Here is a 14,293-nt window from a genome sequence, read left to right as displayed (position 1 = left end):
CGGCCATCGGCCATTTGTCACACGCCTGTCATAGAATTATTTTAGCGTACATGTGTACTCTGAAATTTTTCCCGGTTACCCTGATGTTGATAAAAAACACAGTTCTTAACCCTCTTTCCAGGATGTTAGCGCATGGCACAGAATCGTATACTTGCTCAGGGCTACTCGGTAGCCGAAGAGATCGCCAACAGCATTAGCCACGGAATTGGCTGCATATTCGGCATTGTTGGATTGGTGTTGCTGCTAACACAAGCGGTTGAAATGCGAGCCGACACCATTGCGATTACCAGCTACAGTCTGTATGGCGGCAGCATGATTTTACTGTTCCTCGCCTCAACGCTCTATCACGCCATTCCGCACCAAAAGGCGAAATATTCGCTGAAGAAATTTGACCACTGTGCGATCTATTTACTGATCGCGGGCACTTATACGCCTTTCCTGCTGGTGGGACTGAAATCACCGCTGGCGCAAGGGTTGATGGTGGTGATCTGGAGTCTGGCGCTGGCAGGCATCATCTTTAAACTGACGATTGCACACCGTTTCAAAGTACTGTCACTGATCACTTATCTCAGTATGGGTTGGCTGTCGCTGGTGGTGATTTATCAGTTGGCGACCAGGCTGTCAGCCGGAGGTGTGTGGTTGCTGGCTGCGGGCGGGATTGTCTACTCGCTAGGGGTGATTTTCTATGTCTCGCGGCGTATTCCATACAATCACGCCATCTGGCACGGCTTTGTGCTGGGTGGCAGCGTGTTGCACTTCTGCGCGATCTATTTTTATGTCGCCTGAGCTTACTGAGCGGTTGATATAAAAAGTGCCACCACGGGTGTGACTTTCGACAAAGTCGCCATAAATGGCGACCTTACGGGGAAACATGCGGGGTTACTTAAGGTGCGCATTCATGCGCACCTGGAATGCAAATCAATCGACCAATGAATACGGCAGTGGCTGAATCGTCAGTTTCCCGCCTTCATCACCTTCCACGCGCAGCACACTGTCCGGCTCCAGGTCGTTGTTCATCACCACCTGCACCCACACGCTACCGTCATCCAGCTGCACACTGCTCAATACGGTGCCGGTACGACGCCATTTGTCGCCCATTTGCAGCTCCATCGATCCGTCAGCCTGCGGTACTTTGCTGGCGCTGCCCGCCAGCCAGTAAAGCGCACGCTTGTTGGCCCCGCGGAATTTAGCTCGCGCCACCATCTCCTGACCGGTGTAACAGCCTTTCTTAAAGCTAATCGCATCCAGCGCCTGCAGGTTGGTTGCCTGCGGAATCAACTGCGCGCTGGTGGCGGTTTCAATCACCGGAATGCCCGCTTCAATATCCAGCGCCAGCCACTGCGTGCTGTCATTGAACCGTGCAGCACCGGCTAACTTCTCTTTCAACGTTTCTGCCTGAGCCAGCGTGGTCACCAGCAGGAAACGTTCGGCGGGGTGTTCAAACCACAGCAGCGTGCTCTCGCCTTGTTGTACCACCGGTGTTTCTGCATCCGGCAGGGTGGCAAACACATCAGCCAGTGCCGTGCGTGCCTGAAAACCGGCCACACCCAGCAGCACTGCATCATCATCGGCAGCGATGGTGACTTTGGCGAACACCGCATATTTCTTCAGTTCGTTAAGTTGCTGCTCACGCAGATTGCGGCGGACGATGTAGGCGTAACCTTCACCGCGATGAAACAGACGCAGATTACTCCACATTTTACCTTTGGCATCACAATGGGCTGCCGGACGATGCTGGGTGGCGTCCATTGCAGCAACATCTAAAGTGACCTGGCCTTGCAGATATGACGTACTGTCTTTGCCCTGCACCGACACCAGCGCCCACTCGTCGAGGGAGATCAGGGTTAATGGCAGGCGTGAGGCCGCAGCAGGCTGGCGTGGCGGAAGGGTGAAAATCGGCATGGGTGCGTCCTGATTAATAACAATATTGCTTCCAATGTTAAAAGAGCAGTGCTGCTTTGCAACCTGTTTACCTCATCTGGCGCACAAATCGCGTGATAACCCTGCAATGGGTAGAACTGTTGTGCGCAATTTCACGCAGCATTCAGCGCTGCGCCTGCAGGCAGAGAAAAAAGCAGGTACACTGAGCGCCACTGTTTTCAGCCATGGAAAAAAGACACATGGAAATTCATGATAAAGCTCGCGTTCAGTGGGCGTGCCGTCGCGGCATGCTGGAGCTGGATGTCTCCATCATGCCGTTCTTCAAATACGAATATGACTCGCTCACTGACACCGATAAGCAGGTGTTTATCGCCCTGCTCAAGAGTGACGATCCTGACCTGTTTAACTGGTTGATGAACCACGGCGAGCCCGCTGATCCAGAGTTCAAGCGCATGGTGCAACTGATTCAGCAACGCAACCGTGAACGCGGACCGGTTCCAATGTGATGTGCAGCAGTCACGCAGCGCTCGGGCGCTTAACGTGACGCTGTATGTGCTGTTCACCGTTTGGCTGTTGAGTCTTGAGTGGCCCGAGGGCTGGGCGTGGGGCAAAGCCCCGCTGCTGATTTTGATGCTGCTGGAGTGCGGGCGCAATGAGCGTCGGCTCAGGCAGCGCACCGGTCGCTTAGGGCTGGATGAACAGGGTGACTGGCATTGGCATGGAAAGCGCTGGCAATTAGCGCGGCAGGCAGATTGGTTGCCTTTCGGCGTATTGTTAACGTTGCAAAACCAGCAGGGCACGCGCTGGCGACTGTGGTTGATGATGGATAACCTGCCGCCCTATGCATGGCGCTCACTGCGCGCCTGCTGTTTTCTGCGTGACAGAGATGCGTCGCGTTAAAGCAGTGCGGCCGTTTCCGTCAGAATCTGTTCGCACCACTGTTCGACACGATCTTCACTCAGCTCGAACTGATTCACGTCGTCGAGTGCCAGGCCGACAAACTGGGTGCCGTCAGCCGTGAGTGGTTTTTTGCTGGCAAACTCATAGCCTTCCAGCGGCCAGTAACCGACAAACTGCACGCCCATCGGCTGCAGCAATTCATGCAGCATGCCCAGCGCATCCAGGAACCATTCTGAATATTCGGCCTGATCGCCCATGCCGTACAGCGCGACAATTTTACCCTGCAAATTCAGCGTAGGCAGTTGCTGCCACACTGCTTCCCAGTCCTCCTGCAACTCACCGAAATCCCAGGTGGGAATGCCGAGGATCAGCAAATCGTACTGCTCCATCAGCGAGGGATCCTCATCTTTGAGGTTGTGCAGCGTGACTAACTCATCACCGATAAAATCGCGAATCTTCTCCGCCGTCATCTCGGTGTAACAGGTACTTGAACCGTAAAACAGACCGATATTCATGCAATTAATGCTCTGACTGAAACTCACTTTGGCGCAATTGTACCAGAAGCAGGTGACTTTCAGGCATAATGAGCACGATTTCACACGTGTTTGGGGGGAACCGTGCAGGATTGCGATCTGATTGAACAATTTCTGGATGCGCTCTGGATTGAGCGTAACCTGGCGCAAAATACCCTTGCGTCTTATCGCCAGGATTTGCAAACGCTCACCGGCTGGCTACACCACCACGAACGCACGCTGCTGACGCTGGAAGCGCTCGATCTTCAGCAGTTTCTCGCCGAACGCGTCGAAGGCGGCTACAAGGCCACCAGTTCTGCGCGCACGCTCAGCGCGATGCGTCGCCTGTTTCAATACCTCTATCGCGAAAAGCTGCGCAGTGACGACCCCAGCGCACTGCTCTCCGCGCCCAAACTGCCGCAGCGATTGCCTAAAGACCTGAGTGAAAACCAGGTAGAACGTCTGCTGCAGGCACCGAGTATTGATGTGCCGCTTGAGCTACGTGACAAAGCGATGCTGGAACTGCTGTATGCCACCGGTTTACGTGTGTCGGAGCTGGTGGGTTTAACCCTCAGCGACATCAGTTTGCGTCAGGGCGTGGTGCGCGTGATCGGCAAAGGTAACAAAGAGCGACTTGTGCCATTAGGTGAAGAAGCGATTTACTGGCTGGAGCACTATATGGCGCACGGTCGGCCGTGGTTGCTGAATGGGCAAACGCTGGATGTGATGTTCCCCAGTAACCGCGCGCAACAAATGACGCGTCAGACTTTCTGGCATCGCATCAAACACTATGCCACCCTTGCCGGTATCGACAGCGAAAAGCTATCACCACACGTGCTACGTCACGCATTTGCCACACATTTACTGAACCACGGTGCGGATTTGCGCGTCGTACAGATGTTGTTGGGACACAGCGACCTCTCCACCACCCAAATTTATACGCACGTGGCTACCGAGCGCCTGCGTCAGTTACATCAACAGCATCATCCGCGTGCTTGAACCGCGGCAACAAGGAATTGAGATGAAAAAACAGTTAACGATGCTGGCATTGCTGGTCAGCGCCTTTGCCGGTCTGGCTCATGCCGATGACAGCGCCATTCAGCAAGCATTGAAAAAACTCGGATTGCAGCAGACAGAGATTCAGTCTTCACCGCTGCCAGGCATGAAAACCGTGTTGACCGAAAGTGGCGTGCTGTACGTCTCTGAAGATGGCAAACACATGATTCAGGGCCCACTATACGATGTTAGCGGTGCGCAGCCGGTAAACGTCACCAACCAGCTACTGGACAAAAAAATCACCGCGCTGGCGCCGGAAATGATCGTTTATAAAGCGCCAAAAGAGCAGCACGTGATTACCGCGTTTACCGACATCACCTGTGGCTACTGCCGTAAGCTGCATGAGCAGATGGCCGACTACAACGCGCTGGGCATCACCGTGCGTTACCTCGCTTTCCCGCGTGAAGGTCTGCACGGTCAGGTGGAAAAAGCCATGCGCGCCATCTGGTGCAGCGCCGATCGCAACAAAGCCTTTGATGCAGCGATGAAAGGCGATGCGCCGCAGATGGATGCGCCAGAAACCTGCAAAATCAATCTGGATAAGCATTATCAGCTGGGCATCTTGTACGGTATTCAGGGCACGCCTGCCATTCTTACCGATACCGGCATGATGATCCCTGGCTATCAGGGCCCGCAGGAGCTGAAACAGGTTCTTGATGGTCAGAAGCGAGGCGGTTAATCCACAGTGATGCATTCTGTCGAACTGCGTCGGCGTGAAATTCAGGCCGACGCCAGCTTACCTGATACCTTACCGCCGCTACTGCGCCGCCTGTACCTGCAACGCGGTGTAAAAGAGGCCGCCGAACTTGAGCGCGGTGCCAAAAACCTACTGCCGTGGCAAACGCTGGGTGGCATCGATCAAGCGGTAGCGTTGTTGCACCAGATGCTGGAAACCGGTCGCCGTATTGTGGTGGTCGGTGATTTCGATGCCGATGGCGCAACCAGCACCGCGTTAACGGTCTTAGCGCTGCGCAGCATGGGCGGCAATGTCGATTATCTGGTGCCGAACCGCTTTGAAGATGGCTACGGCCTGAGCCCTGAAGTGGTAGAGCAGGCGCGCGCGCGCGGTGCGGAGATGATTCTCACCGTGGATAACGGCATCTCTTCCCATGCAGGCGTAGAAACCGCCCATCAGCACGGTATTCCCGTGCTGATCACCGATCACCACTTGCCTGGCGAAACGTTGCCAGCAGCGGAAGCGATCGTTAACCCGAATCTCAATGACAGTGCCTTCCCTTCGCGGTCGTTGGCCGGTGTGGGCGTGGCGTTTTATCTGATGCTGGCGCTGCGTGCACACCTGCGTTTGCAGAACTGGTTTAGTGATGGCCGAAACGAGCCCAATCTGGCGGAGTGGCTGGATCTGGTGGCGCTAGGTACAGTGGCTGACGTGGTGCCGCTGGATGCCAATAACCGCATTCTGGTGTGGCAGGGCTTGAGCCGCATCCGCGCTGGAAAATGCCGGGCGGGGATTCGCGCGCTGCTGGAGATCGCCAACCGCGATGCGCGTCAGTTGGCGGCCAGCGATCTCGGTTTTGCCGTCGGGCCTCGCCTCAATGCAGCCGGTCGACTGGATGATATGTCGGTCGGTGTGGCACTGCTGCTCACCGAAGACATTGCGCAGGCGCGCATGCTTGCCAACGAGCTTGATGCGCTGAACCAGACGCGCAAAGAGATTGAGCAGGGCATGAAGAGCGAAGCGCTGGCGCTGTGTGATGAGCTGGAACGCCAGCACACCGATTTGCCGCTGGGGCTGGCCTTCTATCATCCCGAATGGCATCAGGGCGTGGTCGGCATTCTGGCCTCACGGCTGAAAGAGCGTTTCCATCGCCCGGTGATCGCCTTCGCGCCAGCGGGCGACGGCACGCTTAAAGGCTCGGGCCGCTCGATTGCGGGGCTGCACTTACGTGATGCACTGGAGCGTCTTGATACGCTCTATCCTGGCTTGATGATCAAGTTTGGTGGGCATGCCATGGCGGCGGGCCTGTCGCTGGAAACCGAGAAGTATGATCTGTTCCGCGAACGCTTCGCCGCGCTGATCGACGAGTGGTTAGATGGTGAAGCGCTGCAGGGTGTGATTTGGTCCGATGGCGAACTGCATGCGCAGGAATTCACGCTGCACACCGCTGAAATGCTGCGTGAAGCCGGTCCCTGGGGCCAGGCTTTTCCGGAGCCAGTGTTCGACGGCCAGTTCAAATTGCTGCAACAAAAGCTGGTGGGCGAGCGCCACCTCAAGGTGATGATTGAGCCTCTGGGCGGCGGCCCACTATTGGATGGCATCGCGTTTAACGTTGATACGACCTTGTGGCCGGATACCAGCGTGCGCCAGGTGAAACTGGCCTACAAACTCGATATCAACGAATACCGTGGCAACCGCTCGGTTCAACTGATTATCGACCATATCTGGCCGCTATAACCGCATCATTCATTCGGGGGCGTCTAAAAGCGCACCCGGTAACCTGCAGCGAGTGACCCTGGTTCGCCATGGTGGGTAACCGAATCCCTTTGGGCGCACTGTTGCGCTATCTCGCATACCTGCAATGCTACAAAGTACGCGCAGTTTCGGGTAAACTAGCGCGTTACTTTTTATCCCCTTTCACCGAATCGTCAAAAAAGACTGAAAAGCCATGTTTGAAATTAATCCGGTCAAAAATCGTATTCAAGACCTCACCGAGCGCAGCGACGTTCTTAGGGGGTATCTTTGACTATGATGCCAAGAAAGAACGCCTCGAAGAAGTAAACGCCGAGCTGGAACAGCCTGACGTCTGGAACGAACCTGAACGCGCGCAGGCGCTGGGTAAAGAACGCGCTTCGCTGGAAGCGGTGGTAGAAACCTTAGATCATATGCGTCAGGGCCTGGAAGATGTGCAGGGCTTGCTGGATCTGGCGGTAGAAGCCGACGACGAAGAGACCTTCAACGAAGCCGTTATCGAGCTGGATGGTTTAGAAGCCAAGCTGGGCGAACTCGAATTCCGTCGCATGTTCTCTGGCGAGTATGACAGCGCCGATTGCTACATGGATATTCAGGCCGGTTCTGGCGGTACTGAAGCGCAAGACTGGGCCAGTATGCTGTTGCGCATGTACCTGCGTTGGGCAGAAGCCAAAGGTTATAAAACCGAAATCATTGAAGAGTCAGACGGTGAAGTGGCCGGTACTAAATCCGCCACCATTAAAATCATCGGTGACTACGCGTTTGGCTGGCTGCGTACCGAAACTGGCGTCCATCGCCTGGTGCGTAAGAGTCCATTTGACTCCGGCGGCCGTCGTCATACCTCATTCAGTTCGGTGTTTATCTACCCGGAAGTGGATGACAACATCGATATCGACATCAATCCCGCCGATCTGCGTATCGACGTTTACCGCGCCTCGGGTGCGGGTGGTCAGCACGTTAACAAAACCGAGTCTGCGGTGCGTATTACCCACTTGCCGACCAACATTGTGGTGCAGTGCCAGAACGACCGTTCACAGCACAAAAACAAAGATCAGGCTTTCAAGCAGTTGCGTGCGAAGCTGTACGAATATGAGATGCAGAAGAAAAACGCTGACAAGCAGGCCGCGGAAGACAACAAATCCGACATTGGCTGGGGCAGTCAGATTCGCTCATACGTACTTGACGATTCACGTATCAAAGATCTGCGCACTGGCGTAGAGACGCGCAACACGCAAGCGGTGCTGGATGGCGACATCGACCGTTTCATTGAAGCAAGTTTAAAAGCAGGGTTATAAGGAACCGACATGTCTGAACAACAACCGCAGAGCGCTGATGCCGCCCTTGAGTTAAACAACGAACTGAAAGCGCGTCGCGAAAAACTCAGCGCGCTGCGTGAAAAGGGCATCGCGTTTCCTAACGATTTCCGTCGCGATACCACGTCTGATGTGCTGCACGCCAGCTATGACGCGAAAGAGAACGAAGAGCTGGAAGCGCTCGGCGTTGAAGTGAGCGTGGCTGGTCGTATGATGACCCGCCGCATCATGGGTAAAGCCTCTTTTGCTACGCTGCAAGACGTTGGCGGCCAGATTCAGATCTACGTATCACGTGACGATCTGCCAGAAGGCGTCTACAACGAGCAGTTCAAAAAATGGGATCTGGGCGATATCCTTGGCGCGCGCGGTAAGTTGTTCAAGACCAAAACCGGTGAGCTGTCGATCCACATCACTGAACTGCGTCTGCTGACCAAAGCGCTGCGTCCACTGCCGGATAAATTCCACGGCCTGGCTGATCAGGAAACCCGTTACCGTCAGCGTTATCTCGATCTGATCTCTAACGATGAATCACGTAATACTTTCAAAGTGCGCTCTAAAATCATGGCCGGCATCCGTCAGTTCATGGTTAACCGCGACTTTATGGAAGTGGAAACCCCAATGATGCAGGTGATCCCTGGCGGCGCGTCAGCCCGTCCGTTCATCACCCATCACAATGCGCTCGACATCGACATGTACCTGCGTATTGCACCAGAGCTTTACCTGAAGCGTCTGGTGGTAGGCGGCTTCGATCGCGTGTTCGAGATCAACCGTAACTTCCGTAACGAAGGTATTTCGCCACGTCATAATCCAGAGTTCACTATGATGGAACTCTATATGGCGTATGCGGATTACAAAGATTTGATCGAGCTGACCGAAAGCCTGTTCCGCACCCTGGCGCAGGATGTGCTGGGCACCACTGAAGTACCTTATGGTGACCACACCTTCGATTTCGGTAAACCGTTTGAGAAGCTCACCATGCGTGAAGCGATCAAGAAATACCGTCCGGAAACCGACCTGAACGATCTGGAAGACTTTGATAAAGCCGTTGCGATTGCCAAATCGCTGCATATCAAAGTAGAGAAGAGCTGGGGTCTGGGCCGCGTCGTCACTGAGATCTTCGAAGAGACCGCAGAAGCACACCTGATTCAGCCAACCTTCATCACTGAATACCCGGCTGAAGTGTCACCGCTGGCACGTCGTAACGACGAGAACCCGGAAATCACTGACCGCTTTGAGTTCTTCATCGGCGGTCGTGAAATCGGTAACGGCTTCTCCGAGCTGAACGATGCAGAAGATCAGGCAGAGCGTTTCCTGCAGCAGGTTAACGCTAAGGATGCAGGCGATGACGAAGCGATGTTCTATGACGAAGACTACGTCACTGCACTGGAGCACGGCCTGCCGCCAACAGCAGGTCTCGGCATTGGTATCGACCGTATGGTAATGCTGTTCACCAACAGCCATACCATCCGCGACGTGATCCTGTTCCCGGCACTGCGTCCAACCAGCAAGTAAGGCAAATCGGTGCGCATAAATCCGCGCACTTTGCCGTAAGCCTTAGAGGTCGCCATTATGGCGGCCTTTTTCATTTCTATTCCCCTGGCAAAATTCCTGATGACAACCCGGCACGCTCTGTGCAGGATAGTTTTTTTATTTTCAGGGAATCACCATGAGTGCAAAAGCGGCAACGTTAGAGGGCCGGATTCAACAGCACTGGGATCAACTCTCCAGCCACGAGCAGAGACTGGCTGACGTGCTGCTGGCGGCACCCGGCCAGCTGGCGATGAATACCGCCACCGAACTGGCACAGAGCGCGGGCGTTTCCAAAGCCACCACCACGCGTTTTTTCCGTCATCTCGGTTACGAAAGCTATGAAGCCGCGCGTCGGCAGGCGCGTGAGATGCAGAGCAGCGGCTCACCGCTCTATTTGCAGGCCGTACCAACCGCATCACCGCTGGCCAGCATCATGCAGCAGCACCTGGAAAAAGAGATCGCTAATCTGGTCAACAGCTATCGCACGCTCGACAGTGAACAGCTGCAGCAGGCGGTGAGCGCCATTGCCCAATCACGCCGCGTGGTGGTGATGGGCTGGCGTCACAGCCAGACCATTGCCCAGCTGATTTACCGCGATCTGGTGCATATCCATCCTGACGTGCGTTTGCTGCCGCGTCCCGGCGATTCGCTTGCGGAGCATCTGGCGGCGCTGAATCAGCAGGATGTGGTGATCTGCGTTGGATTGCGTCGCCGTATGCCTGCGCTGGAAGCGGCGATGAATGCGCTGGCAGAACGCAACGTGCCGATGTTGTATATCGCCGATGTGCTCTCCGGCAAACCAGCGCGTCACGCGCAGTGGGTGGTGCGCTGCCATACCGACAGCAGCCTGATGTTCGACAGCACCGCCGCGCTCTCCGGCGTATGCAATCTGCTCTGCTCACTGGTGGCCCGGCAAATGGGCAAAACCAGCAATGATTATCTGGCGCAGGTTGAAGCCTTGCACCAATCCCTCGACGAACTGGAATAACGCCCCGTTCTGGCGCATAGTGCGCCAGATATTGCCCCATAGTAGTGCACTCACTCCTCCGCTATCCCCGCCTGATTTCCCGCCAATGAAATCACAGAAACTTAAAATTAAAGTAAAGAAACAAATGTTTCTCACTGATTTTATTCAGTAATACCCTCTCTACCCGAAAGGTGTTAGCTGGGTGGTGAAAAAACTGGCACAAAATATGCTCAGTAGAAAAAGACATTTCACCAACACTAGGGAAACACCACAATGAAAAAAACAGCACTGCTGATCGCCGCTCTTCTCACCGTTGGCACCATGGCGCAGGCGCAAGCCGATACCCTGAGTGACATCAAAAGCAGCGGCAAAATTACCGTTGGTATCGATCCAACCTTTCCTCCATACGAATACACCGACGACAAAGGCGATATCACCGGCTATAGCGTGGCGATCATGCAATCCTTCGCCAAAGATCTCGGTGTGAAACTGGAGTTTCAGAAAACCGCCTTCAGCGGCATTTTGCCGGGCCTGATCTCTGGCTCGTTCAACGCCGAAGGTTCTTCTCTTAACGTCACCGCCGAGCGCGCGAAGAAAGTGCTGTTCACCGTGCCTTACAGCAAAACCGTAAACGGCGTGCTGGTACGTGAAAGTGAAGCCAGCACCTTCAGCGGCAAAACGCTCAGCCCGGAAAGCCTGTCTGGTCTGCGTGGCGCGGTAAAAACCGCCAGCGTGCCAGAGCAGTTGCTGAAAGGCTTTAACGAGCAGCTGAAAAAGGAGGGTAAAAAACCCATCACCATCATCAACGTGGATTCGCTGGATCAGACCGTCAGCACTTTGATGACCAAACGCGCTGACTTCGTTTACGACGACATCTCCGTGCTGGCCCCGATCGCGAAAAAATACGCCGGAAAAGTGGCGCAGGTGGGTGAAGTCGGTCCATCGCAATGGATGGGCTGGGCGACACGTAAAGAAGACGGCAGCCTGAACAAAGCCATCAGCCACCACATTCTGGCAATGCAGAAAGATGGCGAGCTGACCAAACTGCAGCAGCAGTATCTCGGCACCACCTTTACCGTGCCCGCCAGCGATTTCATTCCTCAGGAGTAATTATGTGCCAGTGCAACCTGACGGTGCCTGCGGGCCATGGCAAAACCTTCCGCGTGCGTAAGGGCCAGTTTATTACCGTGATTGACAGTGAAGGGCAGCAGGCGGCGGATTTCGTCGCCGTTAACGCCAATGATTTAAACGAAAAGCTGTCGCCGGTGCATACCCGCCAGCATCTACGCTCACTGTTTTTCAAGCCCGGCGATGCGCTGTGGTCGAGTGAAAACCGTCCGATGCTGCGGATTCTGGCGGACAGCATCGGCATCCACGATGCCAACGTGCCAGCCTGCGATCGTACCCGCTTCAGCGTCGATTTCGGCGTTGAAGGCCATCGCAACTGCGTGGACAACCTGCTGGAGGGCATGAAAGCCTTTGGCGTGACGTACTTCTCGCTGCCTGAGCCGTTCAACCTGTTCCAGAACGGTCCGGTGACCGCCGATGGCCGAATGGAAGTGACCGATCCCAACAGCAAAGCGGGCGACAGCATTACCTTCGAAGCGCTGTGCGATTTGATTTGTTCGGTATCGTCCTGCCCGCAGGACATCATTCCCGGTAACGGTTTGCAGGTCACGCCGATTGATATCGTGGTGAGTGACGTGTTTCACGCAGAGGAGATGAATCATGCTGTTAATGCGTGAAAGTTATGAAGAGACCGCTGAGCGCACGCCGGCGCAGTCGGTCACGGTGGAACCGGGCAGCGTCGGGTCGATTAAGGTGCTGCGCGGCCAGTTGCTGCGCATCACGGCGCAGGGCGACGGCGCGGTGGCTTCCCTGTTTGGTTTTAGCCTCGCCGATCCTGCTGTGTGGCTGTCGGTGCATCACACTCGCGTCTTCAGCAACAGCTATCTGCTGGGTTCCGGTATGCGTCTGGTGAACAACCGCCGCCGTCCGATGATGGTGCTGGGCAAAGACAGCGTGAAGCGTCACGACCTGCTGCTGCCTGCCTCTACCCGCGCCTTCCTGACGGAAAAAGGGTATCAGGGTGAAGGCTGTTTGGAAGCGGTGAGCGGCGAGCTGGCGCGATTGGGGATGGTGGTGCCGAAGCTGCCGGACCCGATCAACCTGTTTATGCACGTCAAGCTGACGCGGGCCGGCGACATCCTGCCGGAGCCGAACCTCACCAAAGCAGGCGACAGCATCACCTGTCGCGTGGTGATGGACACGCAGTTTATCGTCTCGGCCTGCAACACCGGCATCGAGGGCAACGATCAACCTGCACCGCTGCTGCTGTCGGTGGCGGAAAACCTGCACGACTTTAACGCGGAGTAACGCATGGGGCTGGATCAACAGCTAGTGGCCGCGCTGCCGGAACTCGGACACGGCCTGCTGATGACTTTGGTACTCACTGTACTGGCATCATTGGTCAGCGTGGTGATGGGGCAGCTTGGCTGCTTCCTGCAACTGCGCCGTGCCTGGATCTGGCGCGCCATCGGCCGGCTGTACGTCAGCCTGATGCGCGGTACACCGGCCATCGTGCAACTGTTCGTGGTGTTTTTCACCTTGCCGCGCCTCGGATTGGGCGGTCAGCCGATGCTGGCGGCGGTGATTGCCATCGGCCTCAACAGTGGCGCTTACGTGGCGGAGATTTTGCGGGTGAACCGTTCACTGGTGACGCGCGGTCAGCTCGAAGCCGCACGCACGCTAGGTCTCAGCCGCTTCTTAACCTGGTGGTATGTGATTAATCCACAGGTGATGCGCGCCAGCCTGCCGATGCTGGTTAACGAGTTCACCATCCTGCTGAAAACCACGCCGCTGGCCTCGGTGGTGGCGCTGACGGAACTGACCTACGCAGGACAGATTGTGATTGCGCATACCTATGAAGCTACGCAGGTGCTGCTGCTGGTGGCGGCTGGATATCTGCTGATCGCCATGCCGTTAATTGCCGCTGCCCGACGTCTGGAAGCCAAACGGAGGATTGCCTGATGGATTGGCAAGCCATTCTCACTTCCCTGCCTTCGCTGGGAGACGGCATGATCGCCACGCTGCAACTGTGCATTGTTGCCGCGCTCTGCTCACTGGCATGGGGCGGGCTGATGGCATTACTGCTAATGCGCGCTTCGCCGTTCTGGTTGCGTTTACTCAATCTTTACAGCGGATTAACCCTCGCGTTGCCGCTGCTGGTGGTGATCTACCTGCTCTATTTTGTGCTGCCGGAGTACGACATCACGCTGTCATCGCCGGTGGTGGGCGTGCTGGCCCTGACGCTCTATTACGCGCCCTATATCGCACAGGTTATTCGTGCGGCAATAGAGGCATTGCCGAAGGGGCAGTGGGAAGCTTGCCGCGTGCTGGGTTTGAGCCGCAGCGAACAGCTGCGCGATGTGGTGTTGCCGCAAACCCTGCCGCAGATGCTGTCGCCGCTGGTCGGTTTGATGATTGGTTTGATTAAAGACTCGGCGCTGCTGTCGATTGTCTCGGTGCAGGAGTTTATGTACGCCGCCAAACAGGCGATTTCAGATACCTACGCGCCGCTGGAGATCTATCTCACGGTGGCGCTTTGTTACTGGCTGCTCAACAGTCTGATCGACTGGTTGGCACGCGGCCTTGAATCTCGCATGACGCGCTATCGTCGCGGCATGCAGCATTAATCAGGAGAACA

At 55.7% G+C, this 14,293-nt stretch carries 16 protein-coding genes; 14 read left to right on the top strand and 2 right to left on the bottom strand.

Annotation, left to right across the window (positions count from 1 at the left end; genetic code table 11):
• Positions 1-132 precede the first annotated feature (132 nt).
• Positions 133-786, top strand: coding sequence for a hemolysin III family protein (locus JK231_RS19715; RefSeq protein WP_211729298.1), 654 nt, complete (start codon positions 133-135; stop codon positions 784-786).
• Between the two features lie 132 nt (positions 787-918).
• Here the strand turns inward: JK231_RS19715 and ygfZ are convergent, their stop codons facing one another.
• Positions 919-1,902 (bottom strand): tRNA-modifying protein YgfZ, encoded by a 984-nt coding sequence (gene ygfZ / locus JK231_RS19710; protein ID WP_211729297.1) that lies wholly within the window; start codon positions 1,900-1,902, stop codon positions 919-921.
• 218 nt (positions 1,903-2,120) lie between these two features.
• Here ygfZ and sdhE point away from each other — a divergent pair, with 218 nt between their 5' ends.
• Positions 2,121-2,387 (top strand): FAD assembly factor SdhE, encoded by a 267-nt coding sequence (gene sdhE, locus JK231_RS19705; RefSeq protein WP_038645011.1) that lies wholly within the window; start codon positions 2,121-2,123, stop codon positions 2,385-2,387.
• Positions 2,362-2,781 carry a protein YgfX gene (locus tag JK231_RS19700; protein ID WP_211729296.1) on the top strand — a complete coding sequence of 140 codons (420 nt, stop codon included), beginning with the start codon at positions 2,362-2,364 and terminating at the stop codon, positions 2,779-2,781. The genes sdhE and JK231_RS19700 overlap by 26 nt, the downstream gene beginning before the upstream one ends.
• On the opposite strand, the gene fldB is transcribed toward JK231_RS19700, so the two are convergent.
• Positions 2,778-3,296 (bottom strand): flavodoxin FldB, encoded by a 519-nt coding sequence (fldB, locus tag JK231_RS19695; RefSeq protein WP_211729295.1) that lies wholly within the window; start codon positions 3,294-3,296, stop codon positions 2,778-2,780. The two genes, JK231_RS19700 and fldB, sit on opposite strands and share 4 nt — an antisense overlap.
• Positions 3,297-3,398: 102 nt before the next feature.
• Here fldB and xerD point away from each other — a divergent pair, with 102 nt between their 5' ends.
• The 11 genes from xerD (at position 3,399) to JK231_RS19640 (ending at position 14,282) form a co-directional block, all read left to right on the top strand.
• On the top strand, positions 3,399-4,292 hold the full coding sequence (gene xerD / locus JK231_RS19690; protein ID WP_097118021.1) for a site-specific tyrosine recombinase XerD: 894 nt from the start codon (positions 3,399-3,401) through the stop codon (positions 4,290-4,292).
• 22 nt (positions 4,293-4,314) lie between these two features.
• Positions 4,315-5,028 carry a bifunctional protein-disulfide isomerase/oxidoreductase DsbC gene (gene dsbC, locus JK231_RS19685; RefSeq protein WP_211729294.1) on the top strand — a complete coding sequence of 238 codons (714 nt, stop codon included), beginning with the start codon at positions 4,315-4,317 and terminating at the stop codon, positions 5,026-5,028.
• 9 nt (positions 5,029-5,037) lie between these two features.
• Positions 5,038-6,762 carry a single-stranded-DNA-specific exonuclease RecJ gene (recJ, locus tag JK231_RS19680; protein ID WP_211729293.1) on the top strand — a complete coding sequence of 575 codons (1,725 nt, stop codon included), beginning with the start codon at positions 5,038-5,040 and terminating at the stop codon, positions 6,760-6,762.
• Between the two features lie 211 nt (positions 6,763-6,973).
• Positions 6,974-8,072, top strand: a protein-coding gene (prfB, locus tag JK231_RS19675; RefSeq protein ID WP_097118019.1) for a peptide chain release factor 2 whose coding sequence is annotated in 2 segments (ribosomal slippage) — positions 6,974-7,048 and positions 7,050-8,072 — 1,098 coding nt in all. Because the reading frame shifts where the segments join, the coding sequence is not laid out codon by codon here.
• Between the two features lie 9 nt (positions 8,073-8,081).
• Positions 8,082-9,602 carry a lysine--tRNA ligase gene (gene lysS / locus JK231_RS19670; RefSeq protein WP_034823176.1) on the top strand — a complete coding sequence of 507 codons (1,521 nt, stop codon included), beginning with the start codon at positions 8,082-8,084 and terminating at the stop codon, positions 9,600-9,602.
• Positions 9,603-9,756: 154 nt separating this feature from the next.
• A complete protein-coding gene (locus JK231_RS19665; protein WP_097118017.1) occupies positions 9,757-10,608 on the top strand; it encodes a MurR/RpiR family transcriptional regulator in 852 nt (283 codons plus the stop codon).
• A 252-nt stretch (positions 10,609-10,860) separates the two neighbouring features.
• Positions 10,861-11,697 (top strand): transporter substrate-binding domain-containing protein, encoded by an 837-nt coding sequence (locus JK231_RS19660; protein ID WP_211729292.1) that lies wholly within the window; start codon positions 10,861-10,863, stop codon positions 11,695-11,697.
• A gap of 2 nt (positions 11,698-11,699) precedes the next feature.
• The gene (locus tag JK231_RS19655) at positions 11,700-12,332 is read left to right on the top strand and encodes an urea carboxylase-associated family protein (RefSeq protein WP_211729291.1); all 633 of its coding nucleotides are present in this window, start codon (positions 11,700-11,702) and stop codon (positions 12,330-12,332) included.
• Positions 12,316-12,963 (top strand): urea carboxylase-associated family protein, encoded by a 648-nt coding sequence (locus JK231_RS19650; protein ID WP_211729290.1) that lies wholly within the window; start codon positions 12,316-12,318, stop codon positions 12,961-12,963. Before JK231_RS19655 ends, JK231_RS19650 begins: the two co-directional genes overlap by 17 nt.
• Positions 12,964-12,966: 3 nt before the next feature.
• Positions 12,967-13,617, top strand: coding sequence for an amino acid ABC transporter permease (locus tag JK231_RS19645; RefSeq protein ID WP_211729289.1), 651 nt, complete (start codon positions 12,967-12,969; stop codon positions 13,615-13,617).
• Positions 13,617-14,282: an amino acid ABC transporter permease gene (locus tag JK231_RS19640; RefSeq protein ID WP_034823167.1), complete on the top strand. Its 666-nt coding sequence runs from the start codon at positions 13,617-13,619 to the stop codon at positions 14,280-14,282. The genes JK231_RS19645 and JK231_RS19640 overlap by 1 nt, the downstream gene beginning before the upstream one ends.
• Positions 14,283-14,293: the final 11 nt, after the last annotated feature.

This window comes from Pantoea sp. JGM49, assembly GCF_018257655.1.
GTDB lineage: Bacteria > Pseudomonadota > Gammaproteobacteria > Enterobacterales > Enterobacteriaceae > Pantoea > Pantoea communis.
The sequence above is the reverse complement of the archived record's forward strand: the minus strand, read 5'-3'. Positions and strand labels throughout refer to the sequence as shown.

Bases quoted from the DNA above. Each gene is read 5' to 3' on its own strand.
- JK231_RS19715 (WP_211729298.1), top strand. From the start codon at position 133: ATGGCACAGAATCGTATACTTGCTCAGGGCTACTCGGTAGCCGAAGAG.
- ygfZ (WP_211729297.1), bottom strand. From the start codon at position 1,902: ATGCCGATTTTCACCCTTCCGCCACGCCAGCCTGCTGCGGCCTCACGC.
- sdhE (WP_038645011.1), top strand. From the start codon at position 2,121: ATGGAAATTCATGATAAAGCTCGCGTTCAGTGGGCGTGCCGTCGCGGC.
- fldB (WP_211729295.1), bottom strand. From the start codon at position 3,296: ATGAATATCGGTCTGTTTTACGGTTCAAGTACCTGTTACACCGAGATG.
- dsbC (WP_211729294.1), top strand. From the start codon at position 4,315: ATGAAAAAACAGTTAACGATGCTGGCATTGCTGGTCAGCGCCTTTGCC.
- recJ (WP_211729293.1), top strand. From the start codon at position 5,038: ATGCATTCTGTCGAACTGCGTCGGCGTGAAATTCAGGCCGACGCCAGC.
- lysS (WP_034823176.1), top strand. From the start codon at position 8,082: ATGTCTGAACAACAACCGCAGAGCGCTGATGCCGCCCTTGAGTTAAAC.
- JK231_RS19665 (WP_097118017.1), top strand. From the start codon at position 9,757: ATGAGTGCAAAAGCGGCAACGTTAGAGGGCCGGATTCAACAGCACTGG.
- JK231_RS19660 (WP_211729292.1), top strand. From the start codon at position 10,861: ATGAAAAAAACAGCACTGCTGATCGCCGCTCTTCTCACCGTTGGCACC.
- JK231_RS19655 (WP_211729291.1), top strand. From the start codon at position 11,700: ATGTGCCAGTGCAACCTGACGGTGCCTGCGGGCCATGGCAAAACCTTC.
- JK231_RS19650 (WP_211729290.1), top strand. From the start codon at position 12,316: ATGCTGTTAATGCGTGAAAGTTATGAAGAGACCGCTGAGCGCACGCCG.
- JK231_RS19645 (WP_211729289.1), top strand. From the start codon at position 12,967: ATGGGGCTGGATCAACAGCTAGTGGCCGCGCTGCCGGAACTCGGACAC.
- JK231_RS19640 (WP_034823167.1), top strand. From the start codon at position 13,617: ATGGATTGGCAAGCCATTCTCACTTCCCTGCCTTCGCTGGGAGACGGC.